This is a genomic window from Streptosporangium album (genome assembly GCF_014203795.1).
In the GTDB taxonomy this organism is placed as follows: Bacteria; Actinomycetota; Actinomycetes; order Streptosporangiales; family Streptosporangiaceae; genus Streptosporangium; species Streptosporangium album.
The window spans coordinates 233,594-256,505 of record NZ_JACHJU010000005.1 but is presented as its reverse complement, the minus strand read 5'-3'; the positions used below and the strand labels follow the sequence as shown (position 1 = coordinate 256,505).

At 68.2% G+C, this 22,912-nt stretch carries 21 protein-coding genes; 12 read left to right on the top strand and 9 right to left on the bottom strand.

Annotation, left to right across the window (positions count from 1 at the left end; all coding sequences use genetic code 11):
• The first annotated feature begins 159 nt into the window (after window positions 1-159).
• From ltrA to FHR32_RS37540, 3 genes are all read left to right on the top strand, one after another.
• Window positions 160-1,584 carry a group II intron reverse transcriptase/maturase gene (gene ltrA / locus FHR32_RS37550; RefSeq protein ID WP_184759234.1) on the top strand — a complete coding sequence of 475 codons (1,425 nt, stop codon included), beginning with the start codon at window positions 160-162 and terminating at the stop codon, window positions 1,582-1,584.
• A gap of 142 nt (window positions 1,585-1,726) precedes the next feature.
• The gene (locus tag FHR32_RS37545; protein WP_184759233.1) at window positions 1,727-3,184 is read left to right on the top strand and encodes a transposase; all 1,458 of its coding nucleotides are present in this window, start codon (window positions 1,727-1,729) and stop codon (window positions 3,182-3,184) included.
• Complete coding sequence (locus FHR32_RS37540; RefSeq protein WP_281391179.1) at window positions 3,096-3,707, top strand: type ISP restriction/modification enzyme; 612 nt, start codon at window positions 3,096-3,098, stop codon at window positions 3,705-3,707. Before FHR32_RS37545 ends, FHR32_RS37540 begins: the two co-directional genes overlap by 89 nt.
• 333 nt (window positions 3,708-4,040) lie before the next feature.
• Here the strand turns inward: FHR32_RS37540 and FHR32_RS46385 are convergent, their stop codons facing one another.
• From FHR32_RS46385 to FHR32_RS37525, 4 genes are all read right to left on the bottom strand, one after another.
• Complete coding sequence (locus FHR32_RS46385; RefSeq protein WP_281391178.1) at window positions 4,041-4,175, bottom strand: hypothetical protein; 135 nt, start codon at window positions 4,173-4,175, stop codon at window positions 4,041-4,043.
• A 393-nt stretch (window positions 4,176-4,568) separates the two neighbouring features.
• Complete coding sequence (locus FHR32_RS37535; protein ID WP_184759231.1) at window positions 4,569-4,934, bottom strand: DUF2809 domain-containing protein; 366 nt, start codon at window positions 4,932-4,934, stop codon at window positions 4,569-4,571.
• Window positions 4,935-5,156: 222 nt separating this feature from the next.
• Window positions 5,157-5,588 (bottom strand): hypothetical protein, encoded by a 432-nt coding sequence (locus FHR32_RS37530; RefSeq protein WP_184759230.1) that lies wholly within the window; start codon window positions 5,586-5,588, stop codon window positions 5,157-5,159.
• Between the two features lie 39 nt (window positions 5,589-5,627).
• Window positions 5,628-5,927 (bottom strand): hypothetical protein, encoded by a 300-nt coding sequence (locus FHR32_RS37525; RefSeq protein WP_184759229.1) that lies wholly within the window; start codon window positions 5,925-5,927, stop codon window positions 5,628-5,630.
• Between the two features lie 306 nt (window positions 5,928-6,233).
• On the opposite strand from FHR32_RS37525, the gene FHR32_RS37520 reads away from it, so the two are divergent.
• The 3 genes from FHR32_RS37520 (at window position 6,234) to FHR32_RS37510 (ending at window position 8,193) form a co-directional block, all read left to right on the top strand.
• Window positions 6,234-6,461, top strand: a complete 228-nt coding sequence (locus FHR32_RS37520) for a hypothetical protein (RefSeq protein ID WP_184759228.1) — start codon at window positions 6,234-6,236, stop codon at window positions 6,459-6,461.
• Window positions 6,458-7,009: a hypothetical protein gene (locus FHR32_RS37515; protein ID WP_221466763.1), complete on the top strand. Its 552-nt coding sequence runs from the start codon at window positions 6,458-6,460 to the stop codon at window positions 7,007-7,009. Before FHR32_RS37520 ends, FHR32_RS37515 begins: the two co-directional genes overlap by 4 nt.
• A gap of 176 nt (window positions 7,010-7,185) precedes the next feature.
• Window positions 7,186-8,193, top strand: a complete 1,008-nt coding sequence (locus FHR32_RS37510; protein WP_184759227.1) for an RNA polymerase subunit sigma-70 — start codon at window positions 7,186-7,188, stop codon at window positions 8,191-8,193.
• 317 nt (window positions 8,194-8,510) lie between these two features.
• Here FHR32_RS37510 and FHR32_RS37505 read toward each other — a convergent pair whose 3' ends face one another.
• Window positions 8,511-9,074, bottom strand: coding sequence for a dihydrofolate reductase family protein (locus tag FHR32_RS37505; protein ID WP_184759226.1), 564 nt, complete (start codon window positions 9,072-9,074; stop codon window positions 8,511-8,513).
• Window positions 9,075-9,919: 845 nt separating this feature from the next.
• A complete protein-coding gene (locus FHR32_RS37500; RefSeq protein WP_312882885.1) occupies window positions 9,920-10,888 on the bottom strand; it encodes a recombinase family protein in 969 nt (322 codons plus the stop codon).
• Between the two features lie 223 nt (window positions 10,889-11,111).
• Between FHR32_RS37500 and FHR32_RS37495 the strand changes: the two genes are divergently transcribed.
• Entirely contained in the window at window positions 11,112-12,176 is a 1,065-nt protein-coding gene (locus FHR32_RS37495) for a protein kinase family protein (protein WP_184759224.1), read from the top strand.
• Window positions 12,177-12,384: 208 nt separating this feature from the next.
• Here FHR32_RS37495 and FHR32_RS37490 read toward each other — a convergent pair whose 3' ends face one another.
• Window positions 12,385-14,121: an IS1634 family transposase gene (locus FHR32_RS37490; protein WP_184759223.1), complete on the bottom strand. Its 1,737-nt coding sequence runs from the start codon at window positions 14,119-14,121 to the stop codon at window positions 12,385-12,387.
• 684 nt (window positions 14,122-14,805) lie between these two features.
• Here FHR32_RS37490 and FHR32_RS37485 point away from each other — a divergent pair.
• Entirely contained in the window at window positions 14,806-16,260 is a 1,455-nt protein-coding gene (locus FHR32_RS37485; protein ID WP_281391177.1) for a transposase, read from the top strand.
• 14 nt (window positions 16,261-16,274) lie between these two features.
• On the opposite strand, the gene FHR32_RS37480 is transcribed toward FHR32_RS37485, so the two are convergent.
• The gene (locus FHR32_RS37480; RefSeq protein ID WP_184759221.1) at window positions 16,275-17,627 is read right to left on the bottom strand and encodes a 6-phospho-beta-glucosidase; all 1,353 of its coding nucleotides are present in this window, start codon (window positions 17,625-17,627) and stop codon (window positions 16,275-16,277) included.
• A 67-nt stretch (window positions 17,628-17,694) separates the two neighbouring features.
• Entirely contained in the window at window positions 17,695-18,453 is a 759-nt protein-coding gene (locus tag FHR32_RS37475) for a DeoR/GlpR family DNA-binding transcription regulator (protein WP_184759220.1), read from the bottom strand.
• Between the two features lie 131 nt (window positions 18,454-18,584).
• Here FHR32_RS37475 and FHR32_RS37470 point away from each other — a divergent pair, with 131 nt between their 5' ends.
• From FHR32_RS37470 to FHR32_RS37455, 4 genes are read left to right on the top strand one after another with little or no spacing between them, the layout of a single operon-like run.
• Complete coding sequence (locus FHR32_RS37470; protein WP_184759219.1) at window positions 18,585-19,802, top strand: PfkB family carbohydrate kinase; 1,218 nt, start codon at window positions 18,585-18,587, stop codon at window positions 19,800-19,802.
• A 4-nt stretch (window positions 19,803-19,806) separates the two neighbouring features.
• Window positions 19,807-21,210, top strand: coding sequence for an extracellular solute-binding protein (locus FHR32_RS37465; protein WP_246468406.1), 1,404 nt, complete (start codon window positions 19,807-19,809; stop codon window positions 21,208-21,210).
• On the top strand, window positions 21,207-22,088 hold the full coding sequence (locus FHR32_RS37460) for a carbohydrate ABC transporter permease (RefSeq protein ID WP_184759218.1): 882 nt from the start codon (window positions 21,207-21,209) through the stop codon (window positions 22,086-22,088). Before FHR32_RS37465 ends, FHR32_RS37460 begins: the two co-directional genes overlap by 4 nt.
• Window positions 22,085-22,912 carry a carbohydrate ABC transporter permease gene (locus tag FHR32_RS37455; protein ID WP_184759217.1) on the top strand — a complete coding sequence of 276 codons (828 nt, stop codon included), beginning with the start codon at window positions 22,085-22,087 and terminating at the stop codon, window positions 22,910-22,912. The genes FHR32_RS37460 and FHR32_RS37455 overlap by 4 nt, the downstream gene beginning before the upstream one ends.

Genomic DNA, 22,912 nt, shown 5'->3' with positions numbered 1-22,912 from the left:
GTCCGGCGGCCAGCCGGATGGAGGGCAGGCACGTCGTCGGCTGACGGCATCAGGCCGTGGCGGAGTCCTCGTAGTAGTCCGAGCGCGCGAAAGGCGCGTACACGGCGAAGGGGGACAGCAGATCAGCAGCCGAAGAACTGGAAGGCCGGGAGGTCGCCGGTGAATACCGACGAACTGGAGTACGCCTTACTCAAGGCGGAGCGCCGGGTACTGGAGATCCAGACCAAGCTGCACCGTTGGGCCCGCAAGGTCCCTCAACGCAGGTTCGATGACCTGTTCAACCTCGTCGCCGATCCCGCGTTCTTGCTGATGGCGTGGACGCGGGTGCGGGGTAACAAGGGAGCCAGGACCGCCGGGGTAGACGGTGAGACCGCCTACTACGTGGAAACGGTGCGGGGCGTCGAGGTTTTCCTCGGTGAACTGCGGTCGCAGATCAAGGACCGTAGTTTCCGCCCGTTGCCGGTCCGGGAGCGGATGATCCCCAAGGCGAATGGCAAGTTGCGTCGCCTGGGGATCGCCACGATCCGTGACCGGGTGGTGCAGGCATCTCTGAAGCTGGTGCTGGAGCCGATCTTTGAGGCGGATTTCCTGCCGTGCTCCTACGGGTTCCGCCCCAACCGTCGGGTTCATGACGCAATAGCCGAGGTGCACCTCCTGGCCTCCCACTCCTATGAGTGGATCGTGGAGGGCGACATCACGGCCTGTTTCGACGAGATCTCACATTCGGCCCTATTGGACCGGGTGCGCGCTCGCGTCGGTGACAGACGCGTCTTGACCTTGGTGAAGGCGTTCCTCAAGGCTGGGATCCTCGGGGAGGATCGGGAGCTGCGAGAGAACAACACCGGCACCCCGCAAGGATCGATCTTGTCCCCGTTGCTCAGCAATGTGGCCCTGTCGGTGCTGGACGAACACATCGCCCGAGCACCAGGAGGACCAGCGAGCACCGCGTGGCAGCGTCGCAAACGCCGACGAGCCGGGCAGCCGAACTATCGGCTGATACGTTTCGCCGACGATTGGTGCCTGATGATCTCGGGCACGCGTGACGACGCCGAGGTGCTGCGGGAGGAGATCGCCGGGGTCTTGGCCCCGATGGGTTTGCGCCTGTCGTCGGACAAGACCCTGATCACCCATATCGACGTGGGCCTCGATTTTCTCGGGTGGCGCATCCAGCGTCATCGCAAGCGAGGCACTGATCGGTACTACGTCTACACCTATCCCTCTCGCAAGGCCGTCAAGGCCGTGATGGGCAAGGTGCGGGCGCAGTGCCGCAAAACAGGCACCGGAGTGCCACTGGATGCCCTGCTCATCTCGCTGAACAGGATGCTGCGGGGCTGGTGCGCCTTCTTCCGGCCCGGCGTCTCCAGCGCCACCTTCCAGTACTTGAGCTCCTACGTCTGGGGCCAGGTCATCAGGTGGTTACGCCGGAAACACCGCCGGATCACCTGGAAGGAGCTGCGCCGCCGCTATTGTGCAGGCCGGTGGTGGCCGGTCGGCGAGGAACGGGAGCTGTTCAACCCGGCGAAGGTGAGCACCACGCGCTACCGCTACCGAGGTTCCGCCATCCCTTCCCCCTGGCCGGCCTGAGATGAAGACAACGCGCAGCACAGCGGGGTCTGTGGAGCGCCCGGTGCCTTGAGAGGGGCACGCCGGGTGCGGGAAGCGGTCCGGGGAAACGGCCCGACTGAAAAGTCGGGACCGCGCCCCGGGCCGACTTCACGGGCTGGCCTTGGACGATCCCGGCTTCGATGCCAGTGTGCTGTGCGAGTTCCGCTCCCGCGTGATCGCCTGCGCTCTGGAGGAACGGGTGCTGGAGGTGCTCTTGGCCGCGCTGGTCGGCAAGGGCCTGCCGGCGGCGGGCGGCAAGCAGCGCACCGACTCCACCCACGTGATCAGCGCGGTGCGGGACCTGAACCGGCTGGAGCTGGCCGGCGAGTGCGTGCGCGCGGCGCTGGAGGCGATCTCGGCCGCTGCCCCGGACTGGGTGGAACGGGTGCTGGAGGTGGGCGGGTGGGCCGAGCGCTACCGGACCCGGGTCGATTCCTGGCGGCTGCCGACCTCGGAGGCCAAGCGCAAGGAACTGGCGCTCGCCTACGGCGCCGACGGCTATGCGCTGATGGCGGCGGTATACGCGCCGTTCTCCCCGGCCTGGCTGCGCCGGCTGCCGGCGGTTCAGGCGCTGCGCGTCATGCTGGTGCAGAACTACACGCGCACCACCGATCGGCAGGGACGGGAGGTGGTGGTGCGGCGGCGTCCTCTGGAGGAAGACGGAGAGGGGCTGCCGCCGGGTAGATGGCGGCTGACCTCTCCCTACGACACCGATGCCCGTTGGGCCGCCAAGGGCGACGACCTGTTTTGGAACGGTTACAAGGTCCACATCAGCGAAACCTGCCATACCACCGCCGACGGCACGGACGGCACGGACGGCACGGACGGCACGGACAGGGTGCCGCCCAATCTGATCACGAACGTGGCCACCACGGACGCGACCGTGCCCGACGCGAAGATGACCGAGAAGATCCACCAGGCGCTGGCCCGGCGGGGTCTGCTGCCCGGCGAGCACTACGCCGATTCCGGCTACGCCGCCGCCGAGCTGATCGTCGGCGCGCGGCAGACCTACGGGCTGACGCTCATCACTCCGATGCTCCTGGACCACTCGCCCCAGGCGCGCGCCAAGGCCGGATACGACCGCGCCGCGTTCACCGTCGACTGGGACAACCGGCAGGTCACCTGCCCGCAGGGGCAGACCAGCGTGTCCTGGAGTCCCTGCCTCCAGCGCGGCAAAGACGCAATCGTCGTCGCCTTCGCCACCGCTTCCTGCCGTCCCTGCCCCGTGCGCGCTCAGTGCACCGCGGGCAAACGCGAACGGCGTCAGCTCACGCTGCATCCCCAGCCCGCGCAGCAGGCGCTGGACGCGGCCCGCGCCGAGCAGACCGGCACCGGCTGGCGGGACAAGTACAAGCTTCGGGCCGGAGTCGAAGGAACCGTCCGCCAGGCCATCGCGGTCACCGGGTTACGCCGGGCCCGCTACCGCGGGCTGAAGAAGGTCCATCTCGAACACGGCTTCTCCGCCGTCGCGCTCAACCTGATCCGCCTGGATGCCTGGTGGAACGGCCATCCTCTGGATCGGACCCGCACCAGCCACCTGGCCCGCCTCGAACTGGCCGACCTCGCCCTGGCCGCATGAACCCGAGTTAACCAGCAGGGTCCCGGCTGAGGACCGTCCCTCTGGAGCGCCCAAACCGTCTGCCGACAAGCGGCCCAAGGTTCAAGAGGCCATCCCAGGCGGGACAGACGACATGCCCGAGGAGATCACCTACGACCCGGACACAGCTACCCTGCACGTCGGCGCTGGACAGATATCCCCGGTTCGCCCTGAAGTATGGGCCTACGAAGTCTCAGGGTGGCGGGTCGTCAAACGCTGGTTCGACTACCGCAAGAAGAACCCAGCCGGCCGCAGGTCCTCTCCCCTTGACGACATCAACCCCAAGGAATGGAGTGCGGAGTTCACCACGGAGCTGCTGCAGCTGCTCAACGTTCTGACGTTGTGCGTGGAACTGGAGCCTGAGCAGGCAGACCTGCTAGAGCGCATCTGCTCTGGCCCCCTCATTACCGTCACCGACCTGGAGCTGGGGAAGGTGCTGCCAGTGTCTCCCGGCTCCCGGAAACCTCCGACCGCGGAATCCCCTAACGCCCCGACCTTGATGTGACGAAGAGGACCACTCGCCTTCGGCGAGAGCTGGGGCGCGTCGGCGTGTCGCCAGCCGCTGACGTCCACCGCGGCGATCGCCCGCTCGGCCGTCTCGTACAGGGCTCGCCGTACCTCGCCGGCGGTAAGCCGCTCGTAGTCCTCCGACCGGAGCCATGCGGCCCCGTGCAGGGTCAGGGAGGTCTCCCACCACCGGGATTCCCGGCCTGACACGTCCAGGTGCTCATCCAGGGCGGCCATGAGGGCACGCATCGCCGACGAGGCGGACCACTCGACTTCGGTAGCCGCGGTCATGAGGCGGCCTGCCCTGAGGGGGAGGTGAGGTAGATAGGGCTCATGTGTAGATCATGTCCTTCATCACCTCGTACACCTCGGCTGCCTGCCCGGACTCGTTGAGCTCGATCCGGCCGGTTGGCCAGGCGACACCGTAATCCCACCCGTGCTCCGGCGGCAGGAGCAGCGGGCCCATCTGTCTGACGCCGGCGCTCGCCCGGAGCGTCCATGGGGTCCGGCCCACATAAGCCCAAAACCCACATTCGATCTTGCTGGGCTGCTGATGTACCGGATAACGCACCCGAGTCGCGCGGCGACCGTTCCGGTGAACCCGCAGGTCGCCGATACCTTGGCGACGGCCATGTACCGGATAACCGTCCCTTATCCGGTACATCAACCCGTGTCCGCCGCGCGCCGCCCATCAGGCTCCTCGCCAGTGGCAACACCTGGTGAATGTGGGTTTTGGGCTTATATGGGCCGAACCTCGTCCTGCTTTGCAACGGCTGGCCGCCGCGCAGGACGAACCCGATGACCTCGCCGCTGTGGGGCATCCGTACCGTCAGCGTGCCGGTGGGGTGGAGTCCGAGAGTCAGCCGGTCTGATCACCGGATCGGACCAATCGGCGTTCCCAGGCCAGGGCCGCGACCACACCGATGGCATAGGCGACCAGGTCCCATGGGTCGGGGAACGCGCCGACCAGGACACCGCCGATGCCCGGCGGGGTCATGCCGACTATTTGGTAGAACTCGACGGCGGCGGCGATCGCGGCCGTGGCCAGGGTGCGGCGTGCGGCGGTGGTGCGCCACAGCAGCCCCAAGAACGCGTAGACCAGCATGGTGGCGCCGACGTCGCTCACGTAACCGCGGATGAACGGTTGTCCCGGGCCCCGGTAGAAGAGGGCGAACGCGCCGACGGCGAGGGCGACGCCACCCAGAAGGACCATGGCACGGCGCATGAGATTGACATCTTCTCCGAATCTCAACGATCAGGACGAACCTGATCATAGAGCTCGTCCCTTATGGCGGCATGCTGATTGCGGCAGGTCAGCGACCGCGGTGGAGTGCCATGGCGACGGCATGCCAGCACGCTGGAACGTAGTGACGATCCATCCGGAATGAGGCCCGACCAGATGAAACAGTGCCCCGCGTGGTGCGAGGAAGAGCACTCCAACACCCGTTCATGATCCACCGAATGTGGGTTTTGACCTTATGTGGGCTGAACCCCTCCATCGGCCGTCCCACTCGTCCGGGAACCAGCCATCCGGGAGGTTCGGGGAGGCCCGGAGCACGATGTGCTCGGTGGCGTCGGGGATCGCGCGCAGGGACGCGGCATACACCGCGGTGTACCCGCCCGTTTGCAGTAGCCACGCCGACCACCGGAGCTCATCGATGTCGGCGCTCTCGGCGGCGGCGAGGTCGGGCAGCTCCTGGACGAGCGTGACGTACGGGCCGTCGTCCAGCCGGCGGCCGAGGTCTTCCTTGACCCAGTCGAGGAGGGAGCCCGGCCCTCTCCAGTGCTCGATCTCGATGTCGAGGATCAGGCGCCGGGCCCACTTGTTGGCGCGGGTCCCGGCCGGGGCCAGCGCGTCCAGCTCCTTGAAGACGTTCACGCCTCTACAGCCGATCCTGTGCGGGCGGCATGGGGCCGGTCAGGCTTCCCACGTCGCGCTCCAACCGGGGTGCGGGGTCTGGATGAGGCTGCTCATGCGGAGCTGCTTCTGGATGCGGTCGGCGTCCGGCCGGTCTGCGAAGCGGGGCGTCTCGATCACGTAGAGCTTCACCTGCAGGACGCCGCGGATGGAGTCCGGGGAGACGGCGTAGATGGAGTTACCGCGGTTCAGGCCGACCTCGCGGCGGATCCGTTCGGCCTCCGGCGTGTCGTAGGCGCAGATGACGGTGGGTGTCTGCTCGGCTGGCCGGTCATCGGGGTGAGGGGCGGTGTCGATCATGTCCGGTTCCTTGGCTGGTCGGTGATCGCAGTGGGTAAGGGCCGACCCCGGGGAGGGGTCAGCCGTGGATGGGGTGAGGTCAGCGGGTGGTCAGGTGGATCGGCGGCTTGCTGCGGTGGGGCCGGTCGAGGCGCCGGCCAGCGGGGTGGTTGCGCGTCGGCGTCAGCGTGCGCGGGCGACGCCGCTCGGCGGCGGGGCGGGCCACCGGCCGGGCCAGGGCTCAGCCCCGACGTCATCCGCGCCGAGCGGGACTCCTATGCCGCACAAGCTCGCGAAGCCAGCGAGGGATCGCAGGCCGAGGCGTCCATGGACGTCTTCAACGCCATGGCCGAGATCCGCATGGCCGCCTCACGAGCGCTGGCGTTGCTGAGCAAGCAGCAGATCAACTTCACCACGGACCGCGCCGAGGCCATCGCGGAACTGTGTGACGGCGCCGAGGCGGCGATCGCCGCCGTCCGTGACATGGCCACTGGCGCTGCTCTGGACGACGCCGCGCTCGCGGCTTTCATGGACGAGAACGGGAAATTCCTGTGAGCCGCCGCCGTGATGAAATGGGCTGGACCCGCGCCGAGACCGACGTCGCAGAAGTGATGATCTGGCTGCGCAGCAACCACGGCCGCGAGGTCAGCTACGCCGACATCGCCGCCCGCGTCGGCATCAAGGATGGCGCCCGCCTGCGGCGGGCCGTCAAGGTCGCCCGCGTGGTCGCGGCCAACCGGGGCGACCGCCTGGAACGGTTCATGCCCTGCACCGACCCTGCCCGGCGCCGGGTCTGGGTCACCCGCTACATGCGCCGCGGGCACGGTGACGAGTTCAGCGCCCGCGACGCGATGTCGGCCGCACGAGCGGCGATGACGTCGGTGAAGGATATGCACCGCGCCACCACGTTCGAGGCCGGCAACCCCCGCTCGATCGCCCGCAGCGAGTTCGCGACGATGGCCCAGGCCGCCGATGAGTGCATCACGAAGGTCGCCGGCATCGACACGGTCGGCCCGCAGGCGGTCCGGCGCGAGAACACCAGCCTGCTGACCCAGATGATCTCCGACCTGGAAGCCCGGCTCACCGAGCCGGCGGCGCCTTGACCACGGGGACCCCACCTCGACATCGAGGGTGTGCCCGACCCGGAGCACGTCCCCTGGATCGACCCGACCCACCCGGCCTGACGAACGGCCTGGTGTCAGCGGCTTCACCGATCAGAAATCCTCCGCCACGTCGTCAGTTCTGGTAGCCCCTCGCACCGGTGGAAGGATTGATGACCATGACCGACACCAGACCGCTGGGCGCCGACGAGGCCACGTTCCTCGCGGCGGTCCGCTCAGACGACACGGCGAGATTCGCACTCATCACGGAGCGCCACCGCCGTGAGCTGCAGGTGCACTGCTACCGGATGCTCGCGAACTACGAGGACGCCCAGGACATGACGCAGGAGACGTTCCTGCGAGCGTGGAACAAGCGGAAGTCGTTCAAGGGCCACGCGGCCCTGCGGACCTGGCTGTACCGAATCGCGACGAACGCCTGCCTCGACTTCCTGGAGAAGCGCAACGACCGCACACCCGTACCATCCGAGCTGCCGGACCCCGGCTCCGAGGTGCTGTACCTGCAGCCCTACCCCGACCGGATGCTCCCCGAGGACCCGCAGGAATCGGTGGTGGCGCGGGAAACGATCGAGCTGGCGTTCATCGTCGCCGTCCAGCACCTGCCGCCGCGGCAGCGGGCGGCGTTCATCCTGCGCGACGTCCTCGGCTGGCCGGCGTCGAAAGCCGCCGACGCCCTCGAACTGACCGTCGCATCGGTAACCAGCGCACTGCAGCGGGCGCGCGTGACGATGCGCGAGCAGCTACCCGACCGCCGCCTCGACTGGCGGAGCCCCGCCACCCACGAGCTGTCGAATGACGAGCGCGGCGTGGTGAAGTCGTATATCGACGCCCATGAGCGCAACGACCTCGACGGGCTGATGTCCCTACTGCGCGACGACCTGCGCTTCGCGATGCTGCCCGAGCCGGGCACCTTGATCATGACGGCCAAAGACGCGGTGGACGGCTGGGTCTCCGCTGGGCTCTTCCAGCGCGGCTACGACGACTGGCGCTGTATCACCACGACGGTCAACCGCATGCCTGCCGCCGCGCTGTACCTCCGCACCCCCGACGACCCGGAGTACCGGCTATTTACCATCGCGGTCCTGCACATCGTCGACGGGAAGATCGCCGAGCTCACCGGATTCGACGCCACCGACAAACCATGGCTGGGCCTGCCCCCGACACTGTGATCAGACAAGTCCCCATCGTCGACGAATCCAGCGCACGGGCCGCCGTCACCGAAGTCACCGCGGAATGAGCACCCCGACCAGCTGAACACCAACGCGACAACTCGAACACCACCGCCCCGCCGGCGTTGCCGGCGGGGCATCCGAAGAACATCGTCATGATCAACGACGCCGTCGTCCTCATCTCCAGCGAGTCGGTCAACAGCTCACTCGGAACGCAAGGAAGGGCCCGGGGAAGGTTCCCTCATAGCCGAGGGTCACGGTGAGCACGCCAGGAAGGATTTGGACCTGGTCTCACGAGCCGAGCATTTGGCCCGTGCTCATCGCCTCGTCTCGTATCGGGTCAGCACCACGCCGCCGGGAAACGTCCGCGTCTCCACCAGGTTCAGGTTCACCCAGCTGTCCAGGGCCGTGAAGAACGGCGTGCCGCCGCCCAGCAAGGCCGGTGCGGTGACCAGCACGTACTCGTCGATCAGCCCGGCCCGCATGGCCGCCCCGGCGAGCGTGGCGCCGCCGATGTCCATCGGGCCGCCGTCTTCGGCCTTGAGCCGGGTGATCTCGGTGACCGCGTCGCCGGTGACCAGGCGGGTGTTCCAGTCGACCGTGCTGGTCGTCGAGGAGAACACCACCTTCGGCATGTCCCGCCAGCGGCGGGCGTACTCGATCTCCGCCGGTGTGGCGCCGGGCTGCTGGTCGGCGGTCGGCCAGTGGGAGCTCATCGTCTCCCACAGTTTGCGCCCGTACAGCGCCAGGCCGGTCGCCCCCACCCGGTCGGACCACCACTGGAACAGCTCGTCGCTCGGTACGCTCCAGCCGAGGTCGTCGCCGGGCGCGGCGATGTAGCCGTCCAGGCTCAGGTTCATGCCGAAGATCAGTTTCCGCATCGTGCCAACCTCTCGTGAGTCGATCTCACACGTACAGACGGGCGCGGCGCGGAAACCTAATCGGTGCGCGATCTGCGTCCGCAGATAGTCCCCCGGGTTCCGGACTCAGCACGGCGTACCCGGCGGGCTCGAGCACCACCCACCGGATCTCGACTTCACCCTCGCACGGGCAGCGGCGCACCCATGGCCAGCTCTCCCCGACCGCTGCTGCCGTCTGCCCGGACGGGAAGGCCTTCCACGGCCACCTGCAACAGAGGCTGTCTACTTTCGCAGAGGCGTTGCGGTAGCGCTCGACGCGCTCGCTGCGCGAGCAGGAGTGTGAGCGATCTGGGTCCCCGAACGCCTGGTCCCACAGCTACAGCGCCGACAGGACGTCCGTCCGGAGGTGACCCGATGATCACGCAGCGGCTCACCCCCACGTGCGTGGGGAGGACGCTGCGAGGGCTGAGGGCGGCTTTGATGCGGTCGGCTCACCCCACGTGCGTGGGGAGGACGGTGGCGGTGAGCTCACCGGACCGCACTCGGGCGGCTCACCCCCACGTGGGGGTGAGCCGTTCGCGCGAGCGACCTCCGCCTCCGCGTGGAGGTCCTCCCCACGCACGTGGGGGTGAGCCGGGCGTGTTCGTCCACCAGGAGCCCGTGGTGGAGTCCTCCCCACGCACGTGGGTGTGAGCCGTCGGTGGCGCCAACGCCCTGGTCGCCGCAACCGTCCTCCCCACGCACGTGGGGGTGAGCCGCCAGTACTCGCCGTTCTCGTCCTCGCGGCGGAGTCCTCCCCACGCACGGGGTCCCGGTAGTCCTGTCGAAGAATCCAACACATATAGCTCTGACCTGCGGCGGTGTGGTCAGGTTCCTGTTGTGAGCTCGGCGAACTCTGAGTGGGCCTGGGCGACCGCGTCGGGGTAGGCCTGCGCCTTGTCGTGCTCGGCCAGGGCGCGGTAGATGCTGGCCAGGCTGGGGTTGCGGCCCTTGCGTTTCCCGGTGGGGATGATCAGGTCGGCTCGGATGGTCTCGACGGACTCGCCAGCGGCCCTGCGGCGCAGCACGGTGTGCAGCATGTCCTCGGTGATGACGGCGGGCCGTCCGCCGTGGTTGCCCTTGCGGGCGGCGGCGTCCAGGCCCTCCAGGGTCGCCTCCCGTATGGCTTCGCGTTCGGTTTCGGCCATCGCGGTGAAGAAGGCGAACAGCATCCGGCCTGGGCCGGATGGGTCGTACAGGCCCGCCAGCGGCCCGCCGAGCATCTCCAGGACCAGGCCGTGCGCGACCAGGTGGTCGGCCAGTGCGGTGAGTTCGGCGGCGTCGCGGCCGAGCCGTTTCATTTCGTACACGGTCAGGATGACGCGGCAGTGCGGGGCGTGTGCCTTGATCTGGCGGGCCAGGGTGAGCGCGGCCTCGAACTGGGGGCGGACCCGGACCCGGGTCGAGATCTTCTCGGAGAAGATCTTGTCGCGATCGATGCCGTGGGCCGCGAGGGCATCCAGCTGTGACTGCAGTTCCTGGGTCAGCGAGCTGCAACGGGCGTATCCGATCCGGATGTCAGCGGTGGGCGCATCCGTGGCGAGTGGGGCCGGTGGCGGGGTGCCGGGCCGCCACGGCTGTCCCGGACCGCGATCGGCAGGGGTCTGTACCCGCAGCAGCTTTGCCAGCCGGCCGACCTTGGTGAAGCGGCCGGTGTGGTAGGTCCCGGCGACGGCGCCGGAACGGGATCGGCACGGCGAGCCCGCCGCCACGCCGCAGCGCGGGCACGGGTGGTGCTCGACGTCGTCGGCGTCGCGGTCGGCAGGGGGCACGGAGGATGCGGGGAGGTCGGCCACACCTCGCATCGTGTCACAAACATTTCTCACAAGGGGTGGGTCTCGCTTTTTGAGTGAGAACGAGTTGTGAAAAGGGATTGGTGATCCAGACGGTCACCGCGATGTCCGATTGATCTTCCTCCGGGAATGGAGCGTTTGTGAGAGCATGCTGGCCTTGTCGAATAGGGCCGATCACGCCGATAGCTCGCCAACGTCTGGCGGGGAGACTCAGGAGCCACCACTGATGCCCAACCCAGACTCGCGGTACGCCGCGCGCCTGGCCGCCTACGGAGCGGTCTCCACCCGGCTGTCGCTGCTGAGCGACCGCCGACTCAGCCAAGCCGTGACGGAAGCCACTGCGCTCGGGTCCGGCATCGGCGGCAGATCGGCGGAGATGGACATCAGCGGGAGGCGGGTCTTCATCAAACGGATCCCGCTGACCGACATCGAGCTGCGGCCGGAGAACGTGCGCTCGACGGCGAACCTGTTCGGGCTGCCGTTATTCTACCAGTACGGGGTGGGCTCGGCCGGGTTCGGAGGCTGGCGTGAGCTGGCCGTACACACCATGACCACCAACTGGGTCCTCGGGCGGGAGTATGAGGGCTTTCCGCTGATGTACCACTGGCGGGTGCTGCCCGACTCCCCACCCGAGGGGTTCGTCGACGAATTCGGCGGCATCGATGGGGCGGTCGCGCACTGGGAGGGCTCGTCGGCCGTCCGTGAACGCCTGGAGGCCGTCGGCCGCTCAACATCCAGCCTGGTGCTCTTCTTGGAACACGTGCCGCAGACTCTCGCCGCCTGGCTGGCCGACTCGCGGAAGGCCGCGCCGGGCAGCGGAGAAGGCTCGCCGTACCCCTGGGTGGAGGAGGCTCTGGCACGTGGAAGCGCCTTCATGAGCTCTCGCGGGCTCGTCCACTTCGACGCCCATTTCGTCAACATCCTGACCGACGGCCAGCGGCTCTACTTCGCCGACTTCGGACTTGCCCTGAGTTCCGGCTTCGAGCTCACCGTGGCCGAGGCCGCGTTCCTGTCCGAACATCTCGACTATGACCACTGCTACACCACGGGCCATTTGCTGCACCACCACCTGCTCGACGACCTGCGCGGCGACCTCGACCAGCAGGCGTTCCTGCGGGAATGGATCGCAGGGCGACAGCCCGATGACGTCCCGCCCGCGACTGCCGCGATCATCGACCGGCACGCCCCGGCGGCCATCGTCTTGAACGAGTTCCACCACCGCCTGCTCAACACGAGCAAGCGGACGCCGTTTCCAGCCGCCGAGATCAAGCACGCCAGGCAAGTCACCTGAGACGCTACCGGGCGGGCCATGGTTGTCCTGGGGTCCGAGGAACATCGGAACCGGATCGTGCGCTAAGCATTGTCCTGCCCGGGTTCGACAGATGATTGTTCTACTAGGGGCATCAATGCCTGCCTGAACAGCGGAAACGCCTAGGACGCGCCGGAAGGGCGTGTCACTAGGCGTGCAGGTGGTCGCGAGGCGGGACTCGGGCCGGCGGTCAGTCGGCGACGGCCAGATCGAGGATTTTCTTGGGCGCGGGGACGTCGAGGGCGATGAACAGGTCGCGCTGGGGCTTGGTGAGCTCGGTGGACTGGCGGAAGGCGCCCGAGGGGCCGGTGTAGGCGATGACGTGCAGGCGCTGCAGTTCGGCGCGCAGCGTGGTCCAGGTCTGGCCGGTGGCGTTCTCGGCGACGCGGATCAGCAGCAGGGCGAGCCAGCAGAGCAGGACATGGGCGCGGATGCGGTCTTCGCGGCGGTGGTAGACGGGCCGCAGGTCGATGATCGATTTCATGTCGCGCCAGCCTCGTTCCACCTGCAGGAGTTGCTTGTATCCAAGCGCGACATCCTCGGGGCTCAGGCTGGGGTCGCTGCAGCGCAGCAGGTACTTGCCGTCCAGGTTCGTCTCGCGTTCGATCTTCGCGCGGTCGACGCGGAGTAGTCCACCGGGCGTCTGGCGTAGGAAACGGTGCAGGCCTGGCTTGGTGGAGATGACTCCGGCGAGATCGGCTCGTTTGGTGCGGCTAAGGGTGTCGGTGCCGTCGATCATCTCGGTCAGCTGGGAGATGAGTTGCTCACGGACGGCGGCATCGCGGACGGCCTGATCGGGGTTATAGCAGATGATGAAGCGGTCAGCCGATCCGATCTTCACCTCTTTGACCTGCAGGTTGTCGGCGACGGTGGCATAGCGGCCCTGCCGGGACAGGGCCGTCTTGGCCTCGGCGGTGCCCGAGCGGAGCTTCTCGCCGATGATGTAGCCGGTGCCCCCTTGCATCAGAGCCTTGCGGTTCGTGGCGGAGGAGAAGCCTCGATCGGCCACGTAGATGACCTTGGACAGCGTCCATTCGCGCAGGTCGTCGCGGACCTGGCGGATGAGGGCCGAATCGCCGGTAGCGCCCGGCCAGGACCAGACCCGCACCGGAATGCCGTCGCGGGTCACCGCCATGCCGACCACGACCTGCGGGAGATCAGGCCGTGAGTCCTTGCTCTTGCCGTAGGAGCGGAACCCGCGCAGCTTCACCTTCTCCCCGGCGCCGTCTGGGTTGTCGTCGCCGGTGGCGGACGGGCCGGCGGGCTGGTCGAGGAGGCGGCCTCGCTCGTCGCGAGCGACGGGCTCATCGGCCTGATCGGTCTCGAAATACGTGCTGGTCGTATCGAAGAAGATCAAGTCGACTTCGAGGTTCAGCAGGTCGGTGACCTGGAAGTACACGTCCTTGGCCAGGACGGGTTCGATCTCGGCCAGCCAGTCCATTGCCCGGTGGCAGGCCTGCTCGTCGATGACGGTCAGGCCGTCGATGTGCACGTCGGAGTTGATCCACTCGGTCGCGGCCGGCTTGGACGACGGCGCGAGCGCCCGGTTGGCGACCAGCGCGAACAGCGTCCGCTCGGCTCGGGCGTCCATCCGCCGCCCGGCCAGCAGCCGCTTCATCGTGGCGTCGATGCCCAGCCGTCGCCACAGCCCGTCGAGCATGTGGGTGCCGCCCAGCGGGCGTGCCTCCAGGAATTCCAGTCCCGCCGGGGCGCTCAACACTGCGGCACGGTCCGGATCGAGCAGTCGGCCTAGCGACACGACCAGCCGCTCGATCGCGGCCCGGTCCAACTGGTCGGCGCGGCCGAAGGAGTGCAGCACCTTGGTCCGGGACCGCTGCGCGTCGGCGTCCCACTCGTTGTGGGCCAGTTGGAGGTAGCGGATCTCCTGGCCATCCTTGGTCCGCCGGGTCGCAGTCTTCACGTACATGCCACTAGACGATACCGCTATATCCCCGCGTAAATAGCCGTCTTAGAGCGAAAGCGTGTCACTAGGCGATTTCGTTGTTTCCGCTAGCCGTGCGGCCTGTGACCTGCACGTACAGATCCATAATGTCCCCGAAAGCCCGATGATCTGTCGAACCCGGGTCCTGGTGAGCATCGGTTTGACCGCCGATGATCGCGACCGGAAGCCTTCGAAGGTCCTGGACCCCCGTACGCAAAAGGCCCCCGCCGCCCGCAGGGGACAGGGGCCCTCCCGTAGCCTCTGGAGCTGACCGAGGAGTCGAAAGTGTTCGCAGGTTCGGCGGGACGGCCGAACTAGAGGCCGTGGCGTGTTGCTACGGCTTTACCCATAGTTCGTAATGGTTGGTCGGGAAGGTGCCTACGTTGCGGCATTGGACGATCGCCGACGGGCCGTAGTAGCGGAGGGCGTCGGTCGCGCAGCCCACGGAGGTGTGCGAGGTTTTGCCGCTGAATACATAACTTGCGATTTAAGCAGGTCCGGATGTTGGTGCAGTCTGGGGCAGATAGCGGCCGATAGTAGGACTATCGCGACATGGCGGGATGCACCGGAATGTAACCGTCGTGGTACGGCGTGTCGCGCCCAAGAGAGCGGCCACCATCTCCATCTTCGGTGTTGTCAAGACGCCGGAGACCCGAGAGGTGGCCGCAGATGCCGACTATCGCAGCAGCGCGCGAGGTGACGGAGCACATTGGGGCATCCGGTCGGTCACATCTTCGTCCCCTGATCGATTTCCGGGCCGGCCTCCACCGGCTCTTGTGGCGCCGGGCGGACGCGTTGTTCGAGCTCACCGATGCGTTGCTGTGCGCGCAGGGGCCGGTGCGCTCGCCGGTGGAGTTGTCGATGGAGCCGGAGTTCCGCCGCGGGCACGGCTCGGTCTACGCCGCTTTGGATCAGGGCCGGATCGACGCGGGCGGGCTGCGGCGCCTGCTGCTCGGGGTATCTGCCGCGGCCCGGCCGGGCGAGCCGTTGATGTTCGCGCTGGACATCACGCCGGACGCGCGGCCCGACGCCGAATATGCCGACGAGCGGGTGATGGTGCAGGTACGCGGCAAGGGCGGCGACAAGTTCCTGCCCGGCTGGCCCTACAGCCTGCTGGTGGGTGTGCAGTGGGGAGACTCCTCATGGGTGGACCCGATCGAGGCGCGCCGGCTGCGGCCGAGCCAGGAGCACACCGATGTCACCATCGAGCAGATCACCGGCCTGCTGGCGGACCTGGAGTCGACCGGCCGGCTCACCGGGGGCGATCCGCCGCCGCTGATCATGCTGGACGCCGGGAACTACGCCACCGACATCTCCCACGCGCTGACCGGTCGGCACGTTCAGGTCCTGGTTCGGCTGCGCGCCACCCGCGTCTTCTACGCCGACCCCGAACCCCGGCGACCTGGCGAAATGGGCGCGGGTAAGCGTCACGGCCAGGAGTTCTCCTGCTCGGATGCGGCCAAGCGGTATGCCCCGGACATCGACCTGAGCGCAGGATCGGCCCGGTACGGCACCGTGAGGGTACGCGCGTGGAAGGGCCTGCATCAAAAGCTCACCCGCACCGGTCGCTGGGCCGGTCACCCCGCCGATGAGCGGCTGCCCATCGTGCGCGGTACCGTCCTGCAGATCGTCGTGGACCGGCTGCCCGACGGCCGCAAGCCCACCAAAGATCTCTGGCTGTGGCATGCCGGGCCCGTCGAGGTCGATCTGGATCTGGTGGATCTGCTGTGGAAGGCCTACCTGCGTCGTTTCGACCAAGAGCATTTCCACCGGTTCGCCAAGGTCTACCTGGGTATGGCCCGCGCCCACCTTTCCTCCGCGCAGGCCACCGACCGCTGGATGCATCTGATCATGGCCGCCTACGCCCAACTCCGGCTGGCCAGCCCGCACGTCGATGACCTGCGCCGCCCCTGGCATCCACGCCCCGAACCGGGAAGGCCGCTCAGCCCGTACCGGGTCCGCCTCGGCTTTCGCCGTCTCCGTGCGAAATTGGGGACGCCCGCCGGCTCGCCGAAACTCACCCGACCCGGACCCGGACGCCCAAAAGGATCAAGGAACCGGCCGAAGGACAAGCGTCCGCCCTACCGAAAGACCGTAACGACCGGCAACGAACACCGAGAGTGACGTTAAATCGCAAGCTAAGGGGTGCCGTGGAGGACGGTGGCCAGCTCCGGGATGCGGGCGCGGTAGCCGTCGAGCAGCTTGCGCGCGGTGCTGACCGAGTCGACCAGGGGGTGCAGGGCGAATGCCTCGATGGCCAGGCGGGACGAGCCCGACAGGGCGGCTGCGATGGTCGTCTGTTCGACCGCCTTGACCTGTTCCACGAGGCCGAGGAAGCGGCCGGGGAGTGGGCGGGTGGCCAGCGGCCGGATTCCGGAGCCGTTCACCACGCAGGGGATCTCGACAACCGCCTCCGCGGGCAGGCCGGGCACCGCGGTGCCGTTGCGGACGTTGAGGATCATGGTGGTGGACTCTCCACGGGCGATGGCGGCCATGAGGGCGAGTGCGATGCCTTCGTACCCGCCCGCCTCCATGTCGGCGGCGTCGCGTTCGCCTGCGTCGGCGATGTCGCGGGTCTCGGCCATGTACGTCGCGTCGCGTTCCTTGCGTGCCCTGCCCCACTCGGCGAGTGCGTGTTCGGGCCGCTCTCGTACGGACGCGTAGAACCGGTCCTGCTGCCCGAGCAGGGACTCACCGCGGGTGTGCTCGGCGCCGCTGATCGCGGCGACGGATTCGCGGGTGAAGTAGTAGTAGTAGAGATATTCGTTGGGCAGTGCGCCAAGGGTCCGCACCCAGTCGCCGCCGAAGATCCGGGCCTCCTCGATTTGGCGCAGCGCCGCGTCGTCGGCGAGCAGGTCAGGCAGCACGTCGCGGCCCTGGTGGGTGAGCCCGCGCAGCCAGCCGAGGTGGTTCAGCCCCACGTAATCCGGCGACACGCGCGCCGGATCGAGCCCGAGGGCGGCGGCGGCCCGCCGGATCAGCCCGATCGGCGAGTCGCAGATACCGACCACGCGGTCGCCGAGCACGCTCTGCATGGCCTCAGTGATCATGCCGGCCGGGTTGGTGAAGTTGATGACCCAGGCCCGGGGCGCGAGGGCGGCCACTCGCTCGGCCACGCGCACGGCCACCGGGACGGTGCGCAGACCGAAGGCGATGCCGCCGGGTCCGGTTGTCTCCTGGCCGAGAAGGCCCAGCTCCAGCGCGACCCGCTCGTCCGCGGTGCGTCCCGCCAGACCGCCCACTCGGATCGCCGAAAAGACGAAGTCGGCGTCGCGCAGCGCGGTGTCCAGGTCCGTGGTGGTCCGCACCCTGGGCGGGAGGTCGTAGTCGGCGGCGAGCTGGTCCAGCACATGGCGGATGGCCGCGAGCCGCTCCGCCGACACGTCGTACAGCACCACCTCCTCCACGCGCGGCTTGGCGGTGTCGCGCAGAAGCGCGCCGTACACGAGCGGGACCCGGAAGCCTCCGCCTCCGAGAACGGCCAGTTTCATCGCAGCCCTCTGCCTTCCCTGATAGCTGTCTCGTTCTGCTCACAGGCCCTGACTGTGCGAGCGGCGCTCACGCGAGCAGCACCTCCGCGCCCGCTGCCGCGCAGTTACGCAGCGTCGTCTCGTCGGTGCCCTGGTTCGTGACGATGACGTCGATGTCCTCGGGGCCGCACACTCGCAGGGCACCGGTGCCGGGGAACTTGTGCCGGTCGGCCAGCAGTACCACCTGCCCCGCTGCCGCGATCATCGCCCGCTTCACCGGCACCTCGGCGAGCGTGCTGTCGACAAGCTGGCCGTCCGGCCGGACGCCGCTCGTGCCCAGGAACACGCGGTCGGCGCACACCTGGCGCAGCGCCTCCTCGGTCAGCACCCCGACCAGCGAGTGGTAGGTCCGTCGGACCATGCCGCCGAGCAGCAGCAGCTCGATCGCAGGGTCGCTGCGCAGCACATCGAATACGGCGAGACTGGAGGTGATCACGGTGACGCGGCGGCCGCGAAGCTGACGGGCCAGGCGCATCGTCGTCGTACCGATGTCGAGCAGGATCACGTCGCCGTCGCGCACGAGCTGCGCGGCGCGGACGGCCACGGCCTCCTTGTCCTGCTCGTCGAGGGCCGCCACTTCGGCGAAGGGCAGGTCGTCGTCGGCGTCGACGCTGGCGAACGCGCCCCCGCGCACGCGCCTCAGCGTGCCGTCGCGGTCGAGCACCTCGAGGTCCCGGCGGATGGTCGATGGGCTCACACCGAGCTGTCTGGCGAGGTCGCTGACGCTGGTGGCGCCTGAGAGGCGGACCCGGCGCATGATCTCTGCATGCCGAAGGCGCTGAAGCACAGTCGGACTCTATCAGTCATCTCCACGCATAAGCGAGCAGGATACACCAGGTACGTACGCAAGGCCCTTGATATACGCGCCTAAACGTGCAAAATTACGCACACCTGTCTGTTGAGGAAGGACTCATCCCTGTGTCTGCTCAGGCATACGACCCTCTCGCCGATCAGCGGACCCCGGAAGGGCCGCAGTTCGATGTCTTCCTGGCGGGCACCGTCTTCCTCGACATCGTCTTCACCGGCCTGGCGGCGATGCCCGCCGCAGGCACTGAGGCGTGGGCGGAGGGCATGGGCTCGTGCCCGGGCGGGATCGCCAACCTCGCCATCGCGACCAGCCGGCTCGGACTGCGCACCTCGCTGGCCGCCGCGTTCAGTGACGACGACTACGGTGACTTCTGCTGGCGCACGCTCGCGGAGCAGGAATCGGTCGACCTGTCCAAATCACGGCGCTTCGAGCACTGGCACTCACCGGTGACGGTCTCGATGGCCGTCGACCGCGACCGCAGCATGGTCACCCACGGCCACCCCGCTCCCATGTCGGCGTCGGAGATGATCGGTTCCCCGCCGCGATCCAGGGCCGTGATCCTGGCACTCTCCGCCGAGGAGCCACTCGGCGGAACCAACCCGTGCAACTGGGCCGAGTTGGCGCGCCAGGACGGCGCGCTCCTCTTCGCCGACGTGGGCTGGGACCCGTCGGGCACCTGGTCGCCCGAACTGCTGGACCAGCTCTCGGTCTGCCACGCGTTCATGCCCAACGCGGTCGAGGCCATGGCCTATACCGGCACCGACACCCCCCGCGACGCGCTGTACACGCTCGCCGACCGGGTTCCCCTCGCCGTGGTCACCGATGGGGCCAACGGCGCCATGGCCATCGACTCCATGACCGGCGAGGAGGCGTTCGTCCCCGCCCCGCGGGTGACGGCGCTCGACCCGACCGGCGCGGGGGACGTCTTCGGTGCGGGCATCGTGCTCGGCACCCTCTGTGGCTGGCCGCTGGCCGACCGGCTCGCGTTCGCCGAGGTCTGCTCGGCGCTGGCCGTACAGCAGTTCGGCGGATCGCTGGCCGCGCCCGGGTGGGGGGACATCGCCGACTGGTGGCATGGGGTGCGGGCGGCGGCCGGTCACACCGGCGCCTACGCCGACTCGCTGGCCCGCCGGTACGCCTTCCTCGACAGGCTGGTCCCCACCGTCCCGGTGGGCGCGGTACACCGGGCGGCGGCCACCATCGCCCGGTACGCCGACCTGGGAATGGCCTCCCAGGCAGTGGAGGAGCCACCGGTCAAGGCCGCCGCCACCACCGTCACCGACACCGAGGACCCGGACAAGACCCGCGTGCCTGCCCAGAAGGAGTAACACCATGATCGCCTCGACGCGAAAGGGCTGGCCGCGGAACATGCGGCACGCCCGGACCCGCGCCGCACTCGCCGCCGGTCTCGTTGCCCTCGCCGCGTCGGCGTGCGCGCCCGGATCCTCGGCTCCGCCCGCGGCGTCCTCGGCACAGCCCAGCGCCTCGGCGGTGCGCACCGACGCCGCCGCCCTCGGCAACGTGACCCTCACCATCTGGGACCAGGAGGTGCGCGGCGGACAGAACGCCCAGATGAAGCAGCTCAACGCCGCGTTCGAGGCGAAGTACCCCAACATCAAGCTTAAGCGCGTGTCGCGCTCCTTCGACGACCTCAACACCACCCTGCGCCTGGCGTTGAGCAGTAATGAGCCACCGGACGTGGTGCAGGCCAACAACGGCCGGCCCCAGATGGGTGCGTTCGTCAAGGCCGGCCACCTCCGCCCGCTGGACGCCTACGCCGACGCGTACGGGTGGAAGAAGCGCTATCCGCGGTCTGTCCTGCAGTACGTGAGCTACAGTGCCGACGGCAAGGTGTTCGGCAAGGGCAACCTGTACGGCATGCCCCAGGTCGGCGAGGTCGTCGGCATCCTCTACAACGCCGCCAAACTGACCAAGCTCGGCCTGCAGCCGCCGAAGACCTGGGAGGAGTTCCAGACCGCACTGGCCAAGGCCAAGGCTGCCGGCGAGGTGCCGATGCAGCTCGGCAACCTCGACAAGTGGCCGGGCATCCACGTCTTCGGCACCGTACAGGGACGGCACGTCCCAGCCGATCAGATCACCACGCTGGCCTTCGGCCGCAAGGGCGCCTCGTGGACCACGCCGGAAAACACCAAGGCCGCCGAGCAGATCGTGGACTGGGTCGACAAGGGCTATTTCAACAAGGGCTTCAACGGCCAAGGCTACGACCCGGCGTGGCAGGCGTTCGGCAAGGGTGAAGGGGTCTTCCTGATCGGGGGCACCTGGCTGATCACCGACCTGGAGAAGTCCATGGGCAAGAACCTGGGCTTCATCCTCCCGCCCGGCACCACGCAAGCAGCCGCACCCGTCGCGACCGGCGGCACGGGCCTGCCGTTCGCCATCACGGCCAAGAGCCCCAACCCCGACGCCGCGGCCGCGTACATCGACTTCATCGCCAACGCCGACGCCATGAAAGTGCTCACCACCAACGGCCTCCTGCCGATCGCCGACACCGATCAGCAGAGCGTGAAGGCCGGCTCGCAGCAGGACATGTTCACGGCGTTCGGCACCGTCACCAAGCAGGACGGCCTGGTGCCCTACCTCGACTACGCCACCCCCACCTTCGCCGACACGCTGGGCGCGGCGGTGCAGGACCTGCTGGCCAAGAAGTCCACTCCGCAGGAGTTCCTGGCCACGCTGGAGAAGGATTACCAGTCTTTCGCGGAAAGCAACGAATGATCGGCCGTCCTCCCGGTGAGCCCCGCCGCGTCGCCTATCTCTTCCTGCTGCCGGCTTTCCTCGTCTACGCGGCGTTCCTGCTCTATCCGATCGGCCGCGCGGTGCACCTGTCGTTGTACGACTGGGACGGGCTGAGCCTCGGCCGGTGGGTGGGGCTGGCCAACTACGCCGCGATCGTCGCGGACGAGAGATTGCGAGCCGCGTTCGGCCACGCCCTGGTTCTCATGGCGTTCTATGCGCTGGCGCCGCTGGCCATCGGGCTGACACTGGCCGCGATACTCAACCACGCGAAGGTGCGCGGGCTCGGCTTCTTCCGTACGGTGGTGTTCCTGCCGCAGGTGGTCGCCATGGTCGTGGTGGCCGTCGCCTGGCGGCGCGTGTACGCCCCGGACGGCACACTCAACGACCTGCTCGGCGCGGTCGGGCTCGACTCGCTCACGAGGGGCTGGCTGGGCGACTACACCTTCGCCCTGCCGGCGGTCGGCGTGGTCGGCACATGGTTTGAGACCGGCCTGGTCACCGTGCTGCTGCTCGCCGGGATGAGCCGCATCCCGACGGAGCTGTACGAGGCGGCCCGGCTCGACGGGGCGGGCGCGCTCAGGGAGTTCTTCGCGGTCACGCTGCCCTCGGTGCGAGGGGAGATCGCCGTGGCGTTGACACTGACGGTGATCGCCGCGCTGCGGACGTTCGACCTGGTGTACATCACCACGCGAGGCGGTCCTGGTGACTCGACCTCGGTGCCGTCGTACGAGGTCTACCATCGGGCCTTCGGGCTCGGCCAGGTCGGCTCGGCGGCGGCGATCGGCGTCACCCTGACCGTCGCCATCTTCGCGATCTCGTTCGTGATCAACCGCTTCGCCGACAGGGGCGTCTCGTGATCTCTCGCTCTGAGCGACTGGCCAACTACGTGATCCTGACGGCGTTCGCCGCGTTCGCGCTGTTCCCCATCCTGACGATCCTGCTGGCCGCGCTCGGTCCCGACGACAGCGCCGGCCCGGCCCGGCAGGGGTTCAGCGTGGCCGGACTGCACATGGGCAACTTCGCGGCGGCGTGGGAGATCGGGCGGTTCGGCACCTATCTGCGGAGCAGCCTGGCGGTGTCGTTGTTCGTCGTGGTCGTCAGCGTCGTATTGTCGATCATGAGCGGGTACGCGTTCGGCACCATGCGCTTCCGCGGCCAATCCGTGCTGTTCTATCTGTTCCTGCTCGGGATCATGATGCCGAGCGAGGCCATCGCGGTGCCGCTCTACTTCGACCTGCGCACTCTCGGCATGATCGACACGTTCTGGTCGGTCGCGCTGCCGCAGGTGGCGCTGTCGGTGGCGTTCGGCACCTTCTGGATGCGGGCCTACTTCCGCGCCAGCAGCCGCGCCATCGTCGAGGCCGCCCGCATCGACGGCGCCTCGGTCTGGCGCATCCTGTGGCAGGTGCTGGTGCCTCCCGCCCGGCCCGCCATCGTCACCCTGACCGTCCTGGTCTTCATGTGGACGTGGAACGAGTTCCTCATCCCGCTGATCATGGTGACCGACGAGTCGCTGCGCACCGCACCACTGGGACTGGCCTTCTTCCAGGGCCAGTACACCTCCGGCTTCACCCTCCTCGCGGCCGGATCCGTCATCGTCGCAACCCCGGTTGTGATCTTCTATCTGTTCCTCCAACGTCACTTCATCCGCGGACTGCTCCAGGGGGCGGTCCGCGAGTAA

Coding starts and splice junctions, on each gene's coding strand:
- FHR32_RS37495 (WP_184759224.1), top strand. CDS start 11,112: ATGCCCAACCCAGACTCGCGGTACGCCGCGCGCCTGGCCGCCTACGGA.
- FHR32_RS37535 (WP_184759231.1), bottom strand. CDS start 4,934: ATGCGCCGTGCCATGGTCCTTCTGGGTGGCGTCGCCCTCGCCGTCGGC.
- FHR32_RS37460 (WP_184759218.1), top strand. CDS start 21,207: ATGATCGGCCGTCCTCCCGGTGAGCCCCGCCGCGTCGCCTATCTCTTC.
- FHR32_RS37490 (WP_184759223.1), bottom strand. CDS start 14,121: ATGTACGTGAAGACTGCGACCCGGCGGACCAAGGATGGCCAGGAGATC.
- FHR32_RS37505 (WP_184759226.1), bottom strand. CDS start 9,074: ATGCGGAAACTGATCTTCGGCATGAACCTGAGCCTGGACGGCTACATC.
- FHR32_RS37485 (WP_281391177.1), top strand. CDS start 14,806: ATGCCGACTATCGCAGCAGCGCGCGAGGTGACGGAGCACATTGGGGCA.
- FHR32_RS37525 (WP_184759229.1), bottom strand. CDS start 5,927: ATGATCGACACCGCCCCTCACCCCGATGACCGGCCAGCCGAGCAGACA.
- FHR32_RS37480 (WP_184759221.1), bottom strand. CDS start 17,627: ATGAAACTGGCCGTTCTCGGAGGCGGAGGCTTCCGGGTCCCGCTCGTG.
- FHR32_RS46385 (WP_281391178.1), bottom strand. CDS start 4,175: ATGGGCCCGCTGCTCCTGCCGCCGGAGCACGGGTGGGATTACGGTGTC.
- FHR32_RS37540 (WP_281391179.1), top strand. CDS start 3,096: ATGCCTGGTGGAACGGCCATCCTCTGGATCGGACCCGCACCAGCCACC.
- FHR32_RS37520 (WP_184759228.1), top strand. CDS start 6,234: ATGGACGTCTTCAACGCCATGGCCGAGATCCGCATGGCCGCCTCACGA.
- FHR32_RS37465 (WP_246468406.1), top strand. CDS start 19,807: ATGATCGCCTCGACGCGAAAGGGCTGGCCGCGGAACATGCGGCACGCC.
- FHR32_RS37510 (WP_184759227.1), top strand. CDS start 7,186: ATGACCGACACCAGACCGCTGGGCGCCGACGAGGCCACGTTCCTCGCG.